The following is a 17,954-nucleotide window of genomic DNA, read 5'->3' as shown; positions in this document are numbered from 1 at the left end:
AATACATGCAATTTCCAGATGATGATAATGGCCAAATGCTGGCAGCAATGGCAGACGCCGGTATTGATTTAACTCAACCTCTTGAAGTGGACTTCTTCTTGGTGTTTGACGATCAGCGTGATGCAGAATCCGCGATGGAAGCGTTAACGCAAACTGAGTTACAAGGCGAATTAGAGCTTAATTTTGACGAAGAAAGTACCAAGTGGGAAGTGATTGTTTGCCTACAAATGGTGCCAGAGTATGCTGCACTTGTGGCCAAAGAAACTGAGTTAAACAGCTTTGCCCAAGAGTTTGACGGTATTTCTGACGGTTGGGGCGTTATGCAGCACCAACATGGCGATGATGAGTTTGCTGACGATGACGATGACGATCACGAATGCAGTGAGCATTGCCACCACTAAACCAGTTTAAGTTTATGGTGAAAAAAGCCGTTAATGCTGAGCATTAACGGCTTTTTTATTGCCGAGAATCAATGAGTCATTGCCATTAATTCAACACGCTATTCTTTGATTTCGTCAATCACTTCTTTAGTTTCTCGGCCAATGGCTTTTACCGTGTCGCGGGTGCCATGGCCAATTGCGGTGGTGACATTTTTGGTTGTGTGACCGATTTCTTTACCTGTTTGTTTTAATTCTGCACATGCTGATAAGCACAGCATCATACCCAGCGCTAATATTAAGATGATTTTGTTATGCATTGTAGTAACCTGTTAATTAGAAAATGTTAACCATGTCTTTAGCTTATTGAAAAAATTCGTTCGATGATTACAGAGTCAAATAAGGGAATATTATGGATGTTAATGCCACAAAAATAGGTCAAATTATCTTTGTTCTCACCATCATTGTGGTGTTTTTTACCTTAAAATTTGCCAAAGGTAAAACGACAAACTTACCCTTAATTGGCTTTTATGCCATTTTGCTCAATGTTATTTTTGCACCAGCAGGTTGGGTATTTTGCTGGTACTGGTCAACAAAGCCACAGTTACCTAAAAAGTAACGCCTGCCAATATCGCAAACTATTATTGTGCTATATCAGCATGAGATTAACCACGGTTAATGGTTAAATCGGATATATAGCCGTGCTCCGTCGCGACTAAAGCATTTTTTAACATCAGTGCAGCTTCATCGGCTGTCATAAAACTTGATGTGTCGATGTCTTTGCCGCTAGTAGACCAAAAGTCGGTTGCCATGCCACCAGGATAAGCCGCAATCAACTTCATTGGGCTGCCTTTTAGTTCTAACCTTAGCGATTCAATTAAGCCTTTTACTGCCCACTTTACCGCACAGTAAGTCGACTCATTTGCTTTGCCGGCAAGAGCTGCAGTAGACATGACTACCACCACATTGACTTTTTGATTGCGATAACGACTCACCAGTTCGCGTAATACCAAAATACTTGAGGTCAGATTATTGTGGGTGAGCTGGTTTATAGCTTGTGGGTCTTGCTGTTCAATCGGCCCAAAATAGCCACTGCCAGCACAATGAATTACCGTGGTCGGCGGCGAAGATAATTGAGAAAACAATTGGCTGACATCTTCCGCAACACATAAATCAGCAGCTTGTATCGAGACATTAGCTTGTTCTGTTGGGCTGAGCTTAGCCATAACCGCGGCCAATTTTTGCTCGCTACGACCGCTAATGAGCAGTTGGCATTGGTCTGCTGCATATTGTTGGGTAAGGGCTGCACCTAAGCCGCTGCTGGCGCCAGTAATCACTATCATAATAAACCTTTAGGTAAATATTCACTAAGCTGGTCACTATACCAATGCAATGCTAAACCGCAATCATGGCGTGAATTAATGGCGAGTTAAGTGTTATTTCAGTAAATGTGAATAAATTACCGGAACGCTTTGTATTTTGTCGTTAAAGATTGTCTAATAACGCCTTGCTCATTGTCCTTCTGACGTCGCTATTAACGAGAACCTTCATGTTTGAACTCACACTCCAACTCGCGTTGATTTTATTTGTTGTCGCCTTACTTGCCGGATTTATTGATTCTATAGCCGGCGGCGGCGGGCTTTTGACCATTCCGGCATTAATGTGGGCCGGCTTACCTCCGGCAGCGGCACTTGGTACTAATAAGCTTCAAGCCTGTGGTGGTAGTTTTTTTGCCAGCTTGTACTTTGTTCGTAAAGGCATGGTGGATTTACGCAGCATGAAGCTGTCGCTGATGTGTGCCTTTATTGGCGCGGCAATAGGTACCATCTTTGTGCAGATGATTGACGCTGAATTACTTGAGTTAGTCTTGCCATTTTTAATTTTAGCGATTGGTTGTTATTTTTTATTTTCTAAAAAGATCAGTGAAGATGATCGCCAGCAAGTGTTAACCCCAAGTGTGTTTGCCTTTACTGCAGCGTTAGGGGTTGGGTTGTATGATGGTTTTTTTGGTCCCGGTACCGGGAGCTTTTTTGCATTGGCTTTTGTGTCGCTGGCCGGTTTTGGTTTAGCCAAAGCCACAGCACATGCCAAGTTACTTAATTTTTCGACCAACATCGCCTCACTGATTTTCTTTTTAATTGGTGGCCAAGTCGTTATCGTTTTAGGGCTAATTATGCTGGTGGGACAATCTATTGGTGCAACACTGGGCTCACGTTTAGTGGTCACTAAAGGTGTTAAAATTATTAAGCCTTTGGTGGTGGTGATGTCATTTGGCATGAGCCTCAAATTATTATGGTCGCAATATATGTAAGTATGGTCATGTGACGGTATTTATGATTAAACCCGCCAATAGCTTTGGCGGTGGGTAATACTTAGAATTAAAGGGATGTTATGCGCATTATTCACACATCTGATTGGCATTTAGGCCAATATTTTTACGGCAAGAGCCGCGCGGCTGAGCATCAGGCTTTTATGCACTGGTTGCTAAGCCAAATTGAGCAACATCAAGTCGATGCTCTGATTATAGCCGGCGATATTTTCGATACCGGCACTCCACCAAGCTATGCCCGTGCCTTATATAATCAATTTGTGGTGCAAATTCAACAAAGCGGCTGTCAGTTGATTATTTTAGGCGGCAACCATGATTCCGTCTCAACCCTTAACGAATCAAGACATCTTTTGGCTTGCCTGAATACCACCGTAATTCCTGGCGCATTTGACAGTGTTAATGAACACGTTATGCCGCTCAAAAATCGTCAAGGTGAGGTGGGCGCTATTTTGTGTGGGCTGCCCTATTTGCGACCACGAGATATGGTACTGAGCGAATCGGGAGAATCGTCGGGAGATAAACAGCGTAAGCTTGGCGAAGCCATTAGTGATTTATACCAGAGCTGTTTTGAGCAAGCTTGTGCGTTAAATGCCACGTTACCCAGCCCCGTTGCTATCGTCGCAACCGGACATTTAACTACTGTCGGTGCCAGTACATCAGAGTCCGTGCGTGATATTTACATTGGCAGTTTAGATGCTTTTAATGCGGCGCAATTCCCGCCAGCTGATTACATAGCCCTTGGGCATATTCACCGCCCACAAGTGGTGGCTAAGTCTGAACACATTCGTTATAGCGGTTCACCCATCCCTTTGAGTTTCGATGAGTTATCAAGCCAACATCAAACCAATAAATCAGTGTTTTTAGTTGAATTGACTAAAGGAAAACTCAATTCTGTCACACCACTCATGGTGCCGCTGTTTCAGCCCATGCAAGTATTAAAAGGCGATTTAGCCAGTATTGAGCAACAACTGAGTGCTTTTGATGACAAACTTAGCGCAGAACAAACTACCTGGTTAAGCATTGAAGTGTCCCAGCAAGATTATTTATCTGACTTACAGTCGCGAATTGCTGATTTAACTCAAGACAAAGCCGTCGAAGTGCTACAGCTAAAACGGGCCCGAAGCCAACGTCAGCAGCACATTAAACAACTGGACAACGAAACCCTATCAGAGCTGAGTGTCAGCCAGGTGTTTGCCCGCCGTTTAGCTCAAGAGCAATTTGACACAGAAGTACAACAAGCACAGCTCAGTAGGATTAAGCAATGCTTTGAGCAAGTGGTCGCCGAGGTTGAGGCTGAGCGTAACTCTGATCACAAATATCAAGAAACCGCAGCAAGCCATGTGCTGCAAGAGGAAAATAGCCCAGCAACCGCGAAAAATAAACAACTGGATAACGCGCAAGAAGGTGAACAAGGATGAAGATTTTAAGCCTGCGTTTTAAAAACATTAACTCACTTAAAAATGAGTGGAAAATTGATTTTACCCAATCACCATTTGCTGAAAACGGCCTGTTTGCCATTACTGGCCCAACAGGTTCAGGTAAAACCACCATTTTAGATGCCATTTGTTTAGCGCTGTATCATCGCACGCCGAGATTAAATAACATTTCTAAAACCACCAACGAGCTCATGACTCGTGGCACGGCAGAATGTTTAGCCGAAGTGGAGTTTGAAGTAAAAGGCGTGGCTTATCGTGCCTTTTGGAGTCAGCGTCGCTCACGAGATAAAGCCGATGGCAATCTACAGGATGCACAGGTTGAACTGGCTAAACTAAGCGACGGTAAAATCCTTGCCAGCCAAATTAAACGTAAAACCGAATTAGTCGAGCAAATCACTGGCCTTGATTTTGCCCGTTTTACAAAGTCGATGATGTTATCGCAAGGGCAGTTTGCCGCCTTTTTAAATGCCGATGCCAATGACCGTGCCGAATTATTAGAAGAACTGACCGGCACCGAGATTTATGGCTTAATTTCAGCGCGAGTGCACCAACACTTTAGTGAAGCTAAAACCAATTTAAAGGTATTAGAAGCCAAGCTTGGCAGTGTTGAATTACTCGATGATGAGCAGCGTGAAGCGCAGCAACAACACATTGAGCAACTCGATCAAACCTTGAAAGCCCAGCAGCAACAGTTAACCCAATTAACAGGGTATTTAACCTGGGCGGATAATGTCCAACAAACTCAAACAGTGTTAAGCAATGCTAATGATCAGCAACAGCAAGCGCTTGAGCGCCAGCAACAACATGGCACTGAACTGACACAATTGGCGCACAGTGAACCCGCTCAGCTCATTGCCCCCTTGTTTGAGCAACAACAAAAAGCACAACAAAAAGTCACAGCCTTGGCTTCGCAAATGACTCTGCTTGATGAGCAGGCTCAGTTAGCCCAATCTGAGTTACAGACTCATCAGCAACAACATGGTCAGCATCAACAACAGCTTGAGCACATTACCCAAGCGCATAAAGCCTTATTGACCTTGATTGACCAACAAGTATTGCCACTTGATCAAAACATTCATCAGGTCAATTATCAACTATCGCAACTGTCATCCAGTTTTCAACAAACCCAGTCACAACAACAAAAATCACAACAACAGCAACAAGAACTGCTAAACCAGCAGCAATCGCTTAATACTGCTAAACAACAAATTGAGCAGCAACTCAATGCGCTGCCACAAGGTCAAGATATCGCTAAGGCCTTCGGCGCGTGGCAATCGCAATTTGCCCAGGCGCAGCAATTAACTGAGCAACTGGCACAGCTTGAACAGCAATCCAAACAGCATCAACTCAATACTGAGCAAACTCAAGCATCTTTAAACCAATTGAGCCCACAAATTACCCAGGCTCAATGGGCATTAACCCAAGCGAAAGCCCAACAAACTGACAGCCAGCAAGCTCTGGACAATTTATTGGCCGGTGAAGATGAGTCGCAGATCAGCGCGCTGTATCAGCAATGTGTTGATCAACAAGCAGGGCGCTATCAACTAACCCAACTGTTTGCTCAATTTGTCCGCTCGGAGCAGCAATGTCAGCAACTGAGTCAGCAGTCTGCCCAGTTTGACAGTGATTTAACCGCTATCGCGCAATCATTAACAGCGGTTAGAACTCAGTGGAGCGATAAAAATCAACAAGTTAAAGATGTACAAACTTTATTGCAGCAAGAACAGCAAATCGCTAACTTGACTTTAGAGCGAGCTAAATTAAAAGCGGGCGAGCCGTGTGCATTATGTGGTGCGACAGAGCATCCATTAGTTGAGCATTATGAAGCGCTTAATGTGTCTGCCACTGAGCAGCGGGCACAGCAATTACAAACCGAGCTAGACAGCATTAAAAAGCAGGGTGAGGAACTTAAAAACCAGCAAACTGCACTGCAAGTCAAGTTTGACAACAGCAGCGCACAGCGCAATCGAGCACAAGCAGAATTACACAGTATTGAGCAACAATGGCAACAGCAAACTCATGCCTTGTCGGTAAGTTTAATTCTTGATAATCAACAACAAGCAGCGTTAGATGATTATATTGCCGCCGCCGAAGCGCAGCAGCAACAATTAGCCACAAAGCTTACTCAGCTCAACCAATGTCAAAAAACCTTGCATCAACATCAGCAACAATGCGTTCAAGCTGAGCAAGCGGTGAGCCAACGGGTTAATCAGCAAGGTTTGCTGACACAACAACTTGAAAATACCAAACAAAGTGTTGTGGCACTGCAGCAGCGAATTGACACCTTAACCCAACAACAAACTGACATGGTTAATCTGCTGACAACGCAAATTAGCGCCAATGGATTGAGTGCACCCACTCTCCATGACGCCAAGCAGTGGTTAGCAGCATTACAACAACAGTTAACGGATTGGGCCAACGCGCAACAACAAGCCATCGATAACCAACAACAACTGACAATCACCAGCGAAAAAATCGCCAGTAACCAACAACAGTTAGGTGAGCTTAATACCCAGTTAACTGCGCAGCAGCAACAGGTTGAGCAAGTACAAAGCCAACTTGAAAACTTACAAGCCAAGCGTCAAAGCCTGTTTGCAGACAAAGTGGTCGATGATGAAAAACAATTAAGTCTGCACACGTTAGAGCAAGCCCAGCAACAAGTGGCACTTGCACAACAACAGTTACAAGCGGCAGACAAAAAACGTGCCGAGTTACAGGTTCAGCAACAAGGTGTGACTAGCCAAAGTGCAGATGCAATGCAAGAGTTACAACAACTGCAAACACAGTGGCAAGATGCGTTACAACGCAGTCCATTCACCGATGAAACAGCGTTTAATGCAGCGTTACTGACACCACAAGCACGTGAAAAATTGCAACTCCTTAAACAGCAACTTGATAACGATATCGTCAAAGCAAACACCTTAGTTGAGCAAGCCTTAATACGGCAAACTGAGCTGACTCACATTGGTGAACAGCATGAATATGATGTTAGTCAACATGAGGTTATTGCGCACAAGCACCAAACCCTTGATGTTGAGATACAGCAACATAAACAAACACTGTGGCGCTTAAGTCACGAACTAGAACAAGACGCCAGCAAAAGAGCAGGGCAGCAACAACTGTTAGTTGAACAAGCTAAAATGCAGCAAGAGTACGATGATTTAGCTTACTTACATTCGTTAATTGGATCACAAAAAGGCGATAAGTTCCGTAAATTTGCTCAAGGGCTTACTTTGGACCATTTAGTCGCGTTAGCTAACCGACAACTAGAGCGCCTGCAAGGACGCTACTTATTAGAGCGAAAAGAGTCTGATGCATTAGAACTACAAGTGCTTGATACATGGCAGGGCGATGCGGTGCGTGACACCAGAACCTTGTCGGGTGGTGAGAGTTTCTTAGTGAGTTTAGCCCTTGCCTTAGCGCTTTCTGACCTTGTGAGTCATAAAACGAGCATTGACTCACTGTTTTTAGATGAAGGCTTTGGTACGTTAGACAGTCAAACCTTAGATACCGCACTCGATGCTTTAGATAATCTTAATGCATCGGGTAAAATGATCGGGGTGATCAGTCATATTGAAGCGATGAAAGAGCGGATCAGTGTGCAAGTAAAAGTGAATAAAATGAACGGGCTCGGCATCAGCAAATTACAAAGTGAATTTGCCGTTGCATGATAGCGATCGGCCTCAAACTCCCGTGATTGCTGCAATCAAGTTCAAATTAATTATGAATTAAATGATATTTTATATTTGTAATATGATTTTTTTTTGATATAAAAGAGCGTTGATATGCAGTTTGAGTGCAAAGAACGGTATTTTAAGCAGTTTTTACCGGACGGCGTAGCATCAAATATTGGGGCATATTTTTAATAAAAACGATGTGATGGCATAGAGTTAGTTCGTGCTATGCCTATTTCGCAATAACAATTTGCAGTAAAAGAAAATAATAAATATAAAGCGTCATCTTTTAGGGTGGATTAGACATTGCTAACGAGTAAAATTATGGGCTTTCAAAGGCCAGATGTAAGTTCACTGAACTTACCCAACTTGCACAAGAAGTTATTGCTAGCAAGTGTGTTTGTGGTTGGTGCAGCCTTGTTATGGCCAACACAACAAGAGTTTTCATCTCAACGTATCCCTGTAGCTATCGATATCGATTCATTATTACCGCAAATAGCACAACAGTCTCAGGCGCCAACTATTGCTCAGCAAGTGACGCCGATTTTAAACCGCGTGATTGAACGTGGCGACACCTTAAGCCACTTGTTTGAGCTTGCCGGTATCGATCAACGTACCATGTATAAAGTGCTAGAGGCAGACTTAGAAGTATTAGCTTTAGATACGTTACTGCCAGGCAACCGTATCCAGTTTTGGGACAATGCCAACGGCGAACTTGAAAAACTAGAACTGTATTTTAATCCTGCTCATCAAGTGGTATTTACTCGCTTTGACGATGGTAGTTTCGAAGTGAACGATATCCACATTGATGGTATTTGGCAAAATCGTATTGTCGGTGGTGAAATTAACGGATCATTTTATGTTTCGGCAAAAAAAGCAGGCTTAAGTGCTGGCGAAATTCAAAAAGTCGAATCTTTATTAAAATCGAAACTCAACTTTTCTCGTGAGTTACGTGCCGGCGATACCTTCTCAGTGCTGGTTAACGATCAATTTGTTGAAGGTGAACCAACGGGCGTGACCTCAATTGAAGGTATTCGTATTAACACTGGCCGTCGTGATGTCACCGCATTCCAAAATATCGACGGTAATTATTACGATGTGAACGGCCAGAGTTTGGCGCCAGCGTTTCAGCGTATTCCACTTAATAAAAAGTACCGTTTAAGCTCGCGCTTTAATCCTAATCGTAAACACCCAATCACAGGTCGTGTTCGTCCACATAACGGCACCGATTTTGCCACACCTATTGGCACTAAAGTGGTTGCGCCAGGAGACGGTGTTGTCACCATGGTGACAAAACATGCGTTTGCGGGTAATTATATTGTGATTGAACATGACAACAAGGTGCGCACTCGCTACCTGCATTTGTCGAGATTTTTAGTCAAGAAAGGCCAACGTGTCACCCGCGGTCAAGTGATTGCTTTATCGGGTAACACCGGCGCATCGACAGGACCACATTTACATTATGAGTTTATTGTAAATGGCCGCCCAGTTGATGCAATGAAAGCCAACATCGCAGAAGCCAAAGTGTTGCCTAAAAAGCAATTACAAGAGTTTCAGGCGCTAGTACGTAGTCGCACAATGATGATGGATTTAGGGTGATGTCGCTTATACTTGATTGAATCACTCGGTAGAATCATACCAATAAAGATGCAGCCTAATGGCTGCATTTTTTATGTCTGTTTGCTTGTCTAATACCCAGTGAATAAAAGCTGCGCTCCTTTTCCTCAACTAAATAGCATTATCTTAATCTAGATTAAGTTACTCCCTTTGATTTATCGGTAATATTTGTCATAGCTTATCAATCGCTGATCATAAACAGTAAAAGTGAATAAAAAACAGCAACGCGAAAGTGTGCTGTTTTTTTGTTGTTTATAGAGCAGCCGTACAAAAAACACGATAATTAAGAGGGTTGGACTTGAGCACTTTGTTTACAGAAACTCGCATTGGCAACATGGCACTAAAAAACCGTTTTGTTCGAAGCGCTACCTGGGAAAATATGGCAACAGAAGATGGCCATATGACGGAAAAGTTATACGGTATCTACGAAGAACTGGCTAAAGGTGAAGTCGGCTTAATAGTGACGGGTTATGCCAATATTGTAGAAGAAGAAAAACCTAATGCTGGCATGATGGGCATGTACAACGACTCTTTTGTGGATGAATACCAAAAACTGACTGACTTAGTCCACGTTTATGACGCAAAAATCATCATGCAACTTGCCTATGGTGGTACCAAAACTACCCATAACATTGGTGAAAGAGTGATTTACGCACCAAGCGAAGTATGCGAAAGAGGTACAAAAACCTTAGGCAAAGCGATGACCAAGGCTGAAATAGACTATATCGTTCAGGCATTTGCTCAAGCAAGCCGAAGAGCACAAAAATCTGGATTTGATGGCGTTGAAATTCACGCGGCACATACATATTTGATCAATCAGTTCTTAAGCCCATATTATAACCGACGTGAAGATGAGTACGGCGGTAGCTTAGATAATCGAATGAGATTTTTATTAGACATCTACGCTGAAACCAGAAAGCTTGTTGGTGATGATTATCCGATACTGGTCAAGTTGACCGCCTCTGAGTTTTTTGAGGGTGGCTTAACCTTTGATGAAACTCGCACTGTTTGTCAAAAATTAGCCGCGATTGGGGTAGATGCCATCATTATCTCGGGTAATATCCATGGTAAGGCCAATACCATGGTGGGTGAGTTTTTTGATGGATATACCATCCAAGAAGAAGGTTACTTTCATGAATACGGTCACGCGATTAGCCAAGACGTTAATGTGCCTATTATTACCGTGGGCGGATTAACGGATATTGATGCGATAGAAGAGATTGCCAATACAACCGATATTCAATTCTTTGCGCTATCAAGACCTTTGTTGTCTGAACCGCATTTAATAAAGCGCTGGAAAGAAGGCGATAGAGCCCCCGTTGAGTGTGAAAGATGTTCCAAATGCCGCACAAAGCGTGGCAATTTTTGTGTCGTTAATAAGGACAGAAAGTTGCAGTTAGCCAGTTTATAAACTGAGCCATAACCTTTCTCAATGACATCATGAGTCAGTAATAATTTGCTGGCTCATGGCGTTTAAAAGCGGCTAAACAGAGTATCATCCCTGTTAAAGGCCATATTTACACTCTAGGTAAACAAGCTAAAGCTATATGCGTTTATTCAATTAAGCGAGAATACTGGGCTTAGCGCATCGGCTTCTTGCACCAATCTATAAACACACGATACACCTAAGATATAAAGTATGTGATTGCTTTTGCTGTTAAATGTAAATCAATTTACAGTAAGTCTGCTTGGGAATAGGTGACTTAAAGGTTTTGATAATATGAACAATAACAATGTGGCTAAAGTAAAAATACTGATTGCTGTAATGAGTGCTTTGGCATTGATTGTTTATGGCTTTTTCGCCAACGAAGCGAGAAAAGAAATATATTACCTTTGTGGTAACGTTAAAGCTGATGTGAGTTATTCAAGTGTGATAAAACAATTGGATACAGCTAACTTATCCACTTATACCATTGAAAATGTGTCATCAGGCAAGCATGTTGTTCTAAGTAGCTTAGTTCATCTTTACTTATTTAGATGCGACATCAAGGTTAACTCACAAGATGTGGTTAATTCAGCGTCTTATGAAATGCGTCTGGGTGTTAAGGGGCAATAGGCTTAAGTGACGGATTATGAAGAATGACAAAATAAATAAATGGCTAGTAGCTGCGCTGTGTTTAGGATTATTGATTACCTCAATGGCTGGGGCGATTCAAATTTACGATCGCTTTTTGGCTCGTTCGTCTATAGAGGTGTTTAAACAACCAATATCCCTGACTGCTAGCAACTCTGACTCCGGTGTGATTGCATTTTTACAGCGCAATAATGACAAAATAGTCTATATCGATAACGTGCTTGATAGCAGTTTAGCAACACAAGAACATGCACTTGTTCAAGCGCAATGTCAGGTTGATATTGATGCCATCCTTAGCCAAGATATTGTCAATGTACCGCTGTTATTACCTATATATGACCATATTGACGAACTGATTTGTTCTGGTCATTACCTAGTACTAACGATGACTGACAATACCACCTATGAATACAGCGCAGGTGGTACTGGTATCGCGATGATCCGCTTTAAAGGCTTTTTCGAGATAACGACGACATATCATTCTGGACCGAGTGTGTATTTTCACCTCAAAGAAATCGACGTGCCATTTAATGTCAAAATGCAGGTTATGCAATACAGTTATTCTGAAGAATAAACGCTAGACAGCTGTGCTAGCTGAGGTTCAAGCGCTTCAGTTTGAAGGTGAATTCAACTTTAGACTAAGTATTAGAGCAAGTATTAGAGCAAGTATTAGATTAACAATTAGGTTAAGCAATGAAGCAGAATATCGTCCATATAGCATTAGTAGTAAAAGATTACGATGACGCAATCGATTTTTACGTAAACAAATTAAACTTTGAGCTTATCGAAGACACTTATCAGCCCGAACAAGATAAACGTTGGGTGGTTGTCGCGCCGCCAAACTCACATGGCACTGCGATATTACTGGCTAAGGCTTCCAAGCCTGAACAACACGATTTTATCGGTAATCAAACGGGCGGGCGCGTGTTCATCTTTTTGAATACCGATGACTTTTGGCGCGATTACAAGCGGATGAAATCGATAGGTATTCACTTTGTACGTGAGCCACAAGAACAAGACTACGGCACCGTTGCTGTATTTGAAGATTTATACGGCAACTTATGGGATTTACTTCAGCTAAATCCTGATCACCCAATGGCAAAAAGGTAAGGGCGAACGCTAATCTTAGCAGTGCTTATTAATAGCTTATTAATGAAACGTTAGGTTAATGACTTATATAAAGTCTTATCTTTTAACTAACTACAACATATTGTAAGTATAGAGATTTTAATGGATATAGACATTTCCCACCATGAAGATGAGCAAGTCATGAATTCGCTAACGGCTGGTTTGCGGCAATTTAATGTAGAACATTTAGGTAACGAAAGCACGCAGCCACTAACAATAGTTGCTCGTAGCGATGACGGAGATGTCATTGGTGGGGTAGCGGGGCAAACTATTTATAAAAACTTCCTGATTAATATAGTGTGGATCGATGCTAAGTATAGAGGGAAAGGCTTAGGTGAAGAATTGATGCAGTTAGCCGAAATAGAAGCCATTAAGCGTGGGTGTTTAATCGCACAACTTGATACATTAGATTTTCAAGCGCCGATATTTTATGAAAAATTAGGGTTTTCTGTGGTAGGCAAAGTGCCTAAATTTTCAGGAAGTCCAGCTCGATACTTTATGATGAAACAATATAGTTAAATTTCCCAATGAAAAACGATAGCCTATAAAGAACATTTTATCGCCTCATGACAAGCCACTATACTTGTCTACACTAAAAATGTAACAACAGCCTGTTATCTTAACGACCAACGACAACGTATCATTCAAGGAATATCGATACCTTAAAGGATTAAAATATGTCAGTTGAAAACGCAGTACATCAAAAAAAATTTATTAATTTTAATATTTTTCATCTAATAGCTAGCTCTTTGATGGATCGTATATCAACGTCATTTTTTTTGGTGACTAAACTTTCATATCACTTTTTATGTCTGATCTTTCTTATTATTTTATCCGGTTGCGGTGCAACTGATGCCTATTCTAATGTCCCCCAAAAAGCGGTAGTGTTATCAAGTAACTATTACAGTGACTTATATGCTTGGAATCATACAGGAGGGTTGAAACAGACTCGTTTAGGTCGAGGTATTAATGTTGGTAATTATTTAGAAGCGCCATATGAAGGTAATTGGACTGGTGGAAGACTGCTTGTTGAGGAGGATTTTAAAAGAATAGCCAAAGCAGGTTTTAAAAACGTAAGAATTCCTATTCGCTGGTCTGCTCATGCTGAAAAGTCATCTCCCTATACAATTAATGCTGCATTTATGAATCGAGTAAAAGACGTTGTAAACTGGGCCAATAATGCCGGTTTAAAAGCGATTATAAATGTGCATCATTACACCGAGTTAATACGCGCTTCAGAAAGGAATAAAGCTCATCATATCAGTCGATTAAATGTCATTTGGCAACAAATTAATCAACATTTTCCATTATCTGAATATTCGCGAGCGGATGTGGTTTTTGAGTTATTGAACGAACCTAATGGCAGTATTCATTATAATGATTGGAACCATATTGTTGAAAATTTGCTCACCGTTATTTGGGGCGACATGACTAAACAACTCAGCGATAGTAAACAACAGAGGATTGTTATGGTTGGGACCGCTGATTGGAATATCCCAGAAATGCTGACAAAGTTGGTGTTACCAAGCTATGCAAATAAAAATAACACCATTATAACCATCCATAATTATAAACCTTTCCATTTTACTCACCAAGGAGCTAAGTGGGTGAGAGATTCACGAAAATGGATTGGCACTACCTGGCTGGGCACTGAAAATGACCAGGTTCCATTAATCAAGATGTTTGACAATATCGCGCGTTGGAATGCGAAACCTGAGCGTAATTTTGAAATCTTTTTGGGCGAGTTTGGTGTTTATTCGCGCTATGTTGATCCGCTACAACAAAAAGCCTGGACCGCTTTCATTGCCAGAGAAGCTGAAAAAAGGAATATTAGCTGGGCATATTGGGAATATTCATCGAGTTTTGGCGCTTACGATAATAATACCCAAAAATGGCGACCGCAGTTAATAGAAGCATTAATTCCAAAACAATGAAGTATATGGATTCGTGTGGAAGTGATATTATAAAAATGGTCAATGTTCATATGTCGCATTGGTTTGTCATAACGAGTCATCACTAATGCCTAACATTATCTACATCGGTTTCTGTTCTTGGGTCCATTTCATAAGCCGTTGGGCTGGCCATATCTGTCACAGCGCGAAAGCTTTCTTTGGTTTCGAGCATTGATGGGATTGTGTGACTACGGCGTCTCAATAATACGATAACAAAAAAGGTCGCGAGGCATATACCGGTAAAGGCGTATAACCCTTGAGCACCGATTAGCCCCATAGCAAGTGATGCGATTGGTGCCCCAATGGCAGACGATAGGCCAAGTGTGATGAGCATGGCACTGCTTATTTCAACAAAGTCTTCTGAGGTCGCGTTATCGTTAGCGTGAGCTAAGCATATCGCATACAACGTCATACAGGTACCTCCCCAAAAAAAGGCTGAAATAGCGGCCGGCCAACCGCCAAAGGTACTGACAACATAGGGAAGACCGATAAATAACATTGACACCAAAGCACCGCCTAGCGCGGTAAACATCAGCACACTTCGTCGATCAAAACGGTCAGAAAACTTACCTAAAGGCACCTGAAAACAAGCGCCACCAAGCACTGTAGCGGATAAAAATGCGCCTAATTGGATACTGTCAAAACCATTATCTTTCGCGTAAATAGGGGCCAAAGCCCAAAATGCACCAGTAACAAACCCCGCAACTACGGCGCCAATCAGCGCGACATGAGAGTGTTTCCACACTTTGGCCATATTTAATGTCACTTGTTTAACGACTGCCGGCGCAGATGAACGAGTCAATGACACTGGGATTATCGCAATGGAGATGAATATAGCCGCTAAACCGAACAACATGGATTCCCTTGCACTGCCTAAGTTAAATAGCTGCTGACCACACATCACCATGACTAAATTTAATGTGGTGTAAATAGACAGTATTGAACCTCGGTTACTTGCTGATGATGTGCCGTTTAACCAACTTTCAATAATCATATATAAGCCAGAAATCACCACACCGATAAGAAAGCGTAACAACAGCCAGCTATAAAATTCAGGTAAAAGAGGGAACACTAAAATAACAACAGAGTAGCTTGTTGCGAGTACGGCAAAGCTGCGGATATGGCCCACCCGCTTCAGCATGTAAGGGGTGGCTATGCAACCTGAGACAAAGCCTAAAAAATAGCCCGAACCGGTTAATGCCACTTGTGTGTCGCTGAACCCTGATTCACTCGCTGCAATAGGCAGCAAAGTAAGCAATAAACCGTGGCCAAGTAATAGGAAGGCATTAGACAAGAGTAGAGATGAAATTGGGATTAACGCATTTAACATGTTACTCCAAAGGCTACTATGTCATATGCACAGGCATACGTTGAGCCAATATCTGTAGTATTAAATTCAGGTTTTTTTATGCGGACTTTAATCCTGTGTGTGGCCGATGTAGATGCTATTGTTGTGCAACTCGACTATGACTAGCGTGCTAATGAGCGACTGTTGCAGTTAGATGAGCTTATCAGCATCATTAAGGTTGGAAGATTTATGCCAACTATTGGGATTGTTTTTTATTCAATATTATCAGATGATTAGTTTTTGAGTGTCACGATGAGATTAACTTAATAGCACCAACTCGGTAGGCATTTAATCAATGTTGCACTTATATTGAACAAACTTGAATATCACAAAGTGCCAAACAATTAGGGGAAGCGATGAATCTCAATCAAGTGACATTACCTGTGTCGAACATGGATAAGGCGGTGGCGTTTTATCAAGCTTTGGGGTTTACCTTAATCGTTGATACGCCACATTATACGCGCTTTGAATGCCCGATGGGGCAGAGTACTTTTTCGTTATCACTAGAGCCTGAGCCGACAATGAATGGCGCGGTGATTTACTTTGAGCATGCTGAGTTAGACCGCTGGGTAGATGACTTGCTAACAAAAGGGATTGAGTTTGCTCAGTTACCCAAAGATGAAGCCTATTTATGGCGTGAAGCGATATTGTTTGACCCAAGTGGTAATAAACTTAAGCTTTATTGGGCGGGGGAGAATCGCTTAAATCCACCCTGGCGAGTGAAAGCTTGAGTTTATGAATTTCAATGATTTCTTTTTTATCATTCTTTTAAATAATTAAGTTGTGATTATTCAAAAAACTTAAGCGTAAGGCGATTGTCCCACTTCTTCGGCGACCAGCCATACTCGCATATCAAACTCGTACTGGTGATAATCTGGCAGCATAAAAGTGCACAATTGATAAAAGGCTTTGTTGTGGTCTTTTTCACGAAGGTGGGCGAGTTCATGTACCACCACCATTTGCAGCAGTTCAAACGAGATGTGCTTTAAGCGTGAAGAGATACGAATTTCATTTTTAGCTTTCACTTTGCTGCCTTGGCGGCGATTGACATAAGAATGTAATCCGAGTGCGTGATGGCTGACATTAATTTTTTCATCAAAAATCACTTTTGCTAATGGATCTGATTGACGCATATAGGTGTTTTTTAACTCTATCGCCATATCATATAATGCTTTGTCTGTACGGATATCGTGCACGCGTGGGTAGCGACTTAAAAAGTGAGCACCTAATGCGTTGCTATCAATAAGCTGACCAATTTGCGCGACAACTTCAGGTCGGTAACCGCTTAAATAACGTAAAGCACTTTGTTCACTCTGACGCTGTTTAATGTCGGCGCTGGTAATGAGCTTGCTCATATCTGTTTTGGGCTTTAATGCCTGACTAGCCGATTTAAGCGGCATTTTTGGCGGAGCTTGGCGGCTTTTGGGTTTACTGTCTGACATGTTGGCAACTTGCGTGCAAATGAGAAGTGAGTGATAAAGGCATGATAGCGGCGTTACTGACTATTGCAGTAACGCCATAATGTGGCAGTTTACGCTTTACCAAAAATAATACGGTTGTGTTGTACATAAGCCACATCAAATGCGTTTTGTTGCACACGCTTAAGATCTAACGATTCAAAATCAACCTGCGGTGGGTTACGTTTTAACTGCTCTTTGATTGCAACAGGTGAGATAAGGTTGACCGGAAGGTCGGTAATTTGAATTGCCGCTTCTAATTTAAAGCTGGTGGCACTGCCGGCTAATTTACCTTTTTGTTCACGTTCAATAATGACAATTTGATCGACTTTATAATCTTCCATCAGTTTGTGAAAGGCGAAGTGAAACTCACGAATACTCTCGGTTTCATTTGAGTTTGATATGCTAAAAGACACTTTACGGCATGCTGGTACGTTATAAGTTTCGCCTTCATAAGTCAGCATGCTGATAATGGCTTCGCCACCTTTTAATTCTACACCACAAATTTTCATGTTAATCCTTACTGTTTTGTTACTGCACATCAGTTTTACTGACGTGTCGT

Annotated in this window: 18 protein-coding genes; 13 read left to right on the top strand and 5 right to left on the bottom strand. The window is 42.0% G+C overall.

Annotation, left to right across the window (positions count from 1 at the left end):
* Positions 1–5: 5 nt before the first annotated feature.
* Entirely contained in the window at positions 6–401 is a 396-nt protein-coding gene (locus tag IEY48_RS10770; protein ID WP_188920146.1) for a ribonuclease E inhibitor RraB, read from the top strand.
* A gap of 98 nt (positions 402–499) precedes the next feature.
* Here IEY48_RS10770 and IEY48_RS10765 read toward each other — a convergent pair whose 3' ends face one another.
* A complete protein-coding gene (locus tag IEY48_RS10765; RefSeq protein WP_188920144.1) occupies positions 500–697 on the bottom strand; it encodes a hypothetical protein in 198 nt (65 codons plus the stop codon).
* 92 nt (positions 698–789) lie between these two features.
* On the opposite strand from IEY48_RS10765, the gene IEY48_RS10760 reads away from it, so the two are divergent.
* On the top strand, positions 790–996 hold the full coding sequence (locus tag IEY48_RS10760; RefSeq protein WP_188920142.1) for a hypothetical protein: 207 nt from the start codon (positions 790–792) through the stop codon (positions 994–996).
* Positions 997–1,042: 46 nt separating this feature from the next.
* Here IEY48_RS10760 and IEY48_RS10755 read toward each other — a convergent pair whose 3' ends face one another.
* Positions 1,043–1,720 carry an SDR family NAD(P)-dependent oxidoreductase gene (locus IEY48_RS10755; protein ID WP_188920140.1) on the bottom strand — a complete coding sequence of 226 codons (678 nt, stop codon included), beginning with the start codon at positions 1,718–1,720 and terminating at the stop codon, positions 1,043–1,045.
* 206 nt (positions 1,721–1,926) lie between these two features.
* On the opposite strand from IEY48_RS10755, the gene IEY48_RS10750 reads away from it, so the two are divergent.
* From IEY48_RS10750 to IEY48_RS10705, 10 genes are all read left to right on the top strand, one after another.
* Positions 1,927–2,688: a TSUP family transporter gene (locus tag IEY48_RS10750; RefSeq protein WP_188920138.1), complete on the top strand. Its 762-nt coding sequence runs from the start codon at positions 1,927–1,929 to the stop codon at positions 2,686–2,688.
* 80 nt (positions 2,689–2,768) lie between these two features.
* Entirely contained in the window at positions 2,769–4,124 is a 1,356-nt protein-coding gene (sbcD, locus tag IEY48_RS10745; RefSeq protein WP_188920136.1) for an exonuclease subunit SbcD, read from the top strand.
* Positions 4,121–7,813, top strand: a complete 3,693-nt coding sequence (locus IEY48_RS10740; protein WP_188920135.1) for an AAA family ATPase — start codon at positions 4,121–4,123, stop codon at positions 7,811–7,813. Before sbcD ends, IEY48_RS10740 begins: the two co-directional genes overlap by 4 nt.
* 327 nt (positions 7,814–8,140) lie before the next feature.
* On the top strand, positions 8,141–9,415 hold the full coding sequence (locus IEY48_RS10735; RefSeq protein ID WP_188920133.1) for a peptidoglycan DD-metalloendopeptidase family protein: 1,275 nt from the start codon (positions 8,141–8,143) through the stop codon (positions 9,413–9,415).
* Positions 9,416–9,731: 316 nt separating this feature from the next.
* Positions 9,732–10,844, top strand: coding sequence for an NADH:flavin oxidoreductase (locus IEY48_RS10730; RefSeq protein ID WP_188920131.1), 1,113 nt, complete (start codon positions 9,732–9,734; stop codon positions 10,842–10,844).
* A 309-nt stretch (positions 10,845–11,153) separates the two neighbouring features.
* Positions 11,154–11,489 carry a hypothetical protein gene (locus IEY48_RS10725; RefSeq protein ID WP_188920129.1) on the top strand — a complete coding sequence of 112 codons (336 nt, stop codon included), beginning with the start codon at positions 11,154–11,156 and terminating at the stop codon, positions 11,487–11,489.
* A gap of 16 nt (positions 11,490–11,505) precedes the next feature.
* Positions 11,506–12,081, top strand: a complete 576-nt coding sequence (locus tag IEY48_RS10720; RefSeq protein WP_188920127.1) for a hypothetical protein — start codon at positions 11,506–11,508, stop codon at positions 12,079–12,081.
* 119 nt (positions 12,082–12,200) lie between these two features.
* Positions 12,201–12,617, top strand: coding sequence for a VOC family protein (locus IEY48_RS10715; protein WP_188920125.1), 417 nt, complete (start codon positions 12,201–12,203; stop codon positions 12,615–12,617).
* Between the two features lie 120 nt (positions 12,618–12,737).
* On the top strand, positions 12,738–13,154 hold the full coding sequence (locus tag IEY48_RS10710) for a GNAT family N-acetyltransferase (protein ID WP_188920123.1): 417 nt from the start codon (positions 12,738–12,740) through the stop codon (positions 13,152–13,154).
* Between the two features lie 158 nt (positions 13,155–13,312).
* Positions 13,313–14,569: a glycoside hydrolase family 5 protein gene (locus IEY48_RS10705; RefSeq protein ID WP_188920121.1), complete on the top strand. Its 1,257-nt coding sequence runs from the start codon at positions 13,313–13,315 to the stop codon at positions 14,567–14,569.
* A gap of 82 nt (positions 14,570–14,651) precedes the next feature.
* Here the strand turns inward: IEY48_RS10705 and IEY48_RS10700 are convergent, their stop codons facing one another.
* Complete coding sequence (locus tag IEY48_RS10700) at positions 14,652–15,917, bottom strand: MFS transporter (protein WP_188920119.1); 1,266 nt, start codon at positions 15,915–15,917, stop codon at positions 14,652–14,654.
* Between the two features lie 374 nt (positions 15,918–16,291).
* On the opposite strand from IEY48_RS10700, the gene IEY48_RS10695 reads away from it, so the two are divergent.
* A complete protein-coding gene (locus IEY48_RS10695; RefSeq protein ID WP_188920117.1) occupies positions 16,292–16,666 on the top strand; it encodes a VOC family protein in 375 nt (124 codons plus the stop codon).
* Between the two features lie 69 nt (positions 16,667–16,735).
* On the opposite strand, the gene IEY48_RS10690 is transcribed toward IEY48_RS10695, so the two are convergent.
* Positions 16,736–17,290 (bottom strand): YgjP-like metallopeptidase domain-containing protein, encoded by a 555-nt coding sequence (locus IEY48_RS10690; RefSeq protein ID WP_229786405.1) that lies wholly within the window; start codon positions 17,288–17,290, stop codon positions 16,736–16,738.
* A 176-nt stretch (positions 17,291–17,466) separates the two neighbouring features.
* Positions 17,467–17,904: a DUF3010 family protein gene (locus tag IEY48_RS10685; protein WP_160054323.1), complete on the bottom strand. Its 438-nt coding sequence runs from the start codon at positions 17,902–17,904 to the stop codon at positions 17,467–17,469.
* Between the last annotated feature and the right edge of the window lie 50 nt (positions 17,905–17,954).

The organism is Shewanella saliphila, from assembly GCF_014648295.1.
Classification (GTDB): domain Bacteria; phylum Pseudomonadota; class Gammaproteobacteria; order Enterobacterales; family Shewanellaceae; genus Shewanella; species Shewanella saliphila.
This window is presented reverse-complemented; position numbering and strand designations above follow the sequence as displayed.

Coding starts and splice junctions, on each gene's coding strand:
- IEY48_RS10770 (WP_188920146.1), top strand. CDS start 6: ATGCAATTTCCAGATGATGATAATGGCCAAATGCTGGCAGCAATGGCA.
- IEY48_RS10765 (WP_188920144.1), bottom strand. CDS start 697: ATGCATAACAAAATCATCTTAATATTAGCGCTGGGTATGATGCTGTGC.
- IEY48_RS10760 (WP_188920142.1), top strand. CDS start 790: ATGGATGTTAATGCCACAAAAATAGGTCAAATTATCTTTGTTCTCACC.
- IEY48_RS10755 (WP_188920140.1), bottom strand. CDS start 1,720: ATGATAGTGATTACTGGCGCCAGCAGCGGCTTAGGTGCAGCCCTTACC.
- IEY48_RS10750 (WP_188920138.1), top strand. CDS start 1,927: ATGTTTGAACTCACACTCCAACTCGCGTTGATTTTATTTGTTGTCGCC.
- sbcD (WP_188920136.1), top strand. CDS start 2,769: ATGCGCATTATTCACACATCTGATTGGCATTTAGGCCAATATTTTTAC.
- IEY48_RS10740 (WP_188920135.1), top strand. CDS start 4,121: ATGAAGATTTTAAGCCTGCGTTTTAAAAACATTAACTCACTTAAAAAT.
- IEY48_RS10735 (WP_188920133.1), top strand. CDS start 8,141: ATGGGCTTTCAAAGGCCAGATGTAAGTTCACTGAACTTACCCAACTTG.
- IEY48_RS10725 (WP_188920129.1), top strand. CDS start 11,154: ATGAACAATAACAATGTGGCTAAAGTAAAAATACTGATTGCTGTAATG.
- IEY48_RS10720 (WP_188920127.1), top strand. CDS start 11,506: ATGAAGAATGACAAAATAAATAAATGGCTAGTAGCTGCGCTGTGTTTA.
- IEY48_RS10715 (WP_188920125.1), top strand. CDS start 12,201: ATGAAGCAGAATATCGTCCATATAGCATTAGTAGTAAAAGATTACGAT.
- IEY48_RS10710 (WP_188920123.1), top strand. CDS start 12,738: ATGGATATAGACATTTCCCACCATGAAGATGAGCAAGTCATGAATTCG.
- IEY48_RS10705 (WP_188920121.1), top strand. CDS start 13,313: ATGTCAGTTGAAAACGCAGTACATCAAAAAAAATTTATTAATTTTAAT.
- IEY48_RS10700 (WP_188920119.1), bottom strand. CDS start 15,917: ATGTTAAATGCGTTAATCCCAATTTCATCTCTACTCTTGTCTAATGCC.
- IEY48_RS10695 (WP_188920117.1), top strand. CDS start 16,292: ATGAATCTCAATCAAGTGACATTACCTGTGTCGAACATGGATAAGGCG.
- IEY48_RS10690 (WP_229786405.1), bottom strand. CDS start 17,290: ATGAGCAAGCTCATTACCAGCGCCGACATTAAACAGCGTCAGAGTGAA.
- IEY48_RS10685 (WP_160054323.1), bottom strand. CDS start 17,904: ATGAAAATTTGTGGTGTAGAATTAAAAGGTGGCGAAGCCATTATCAGC.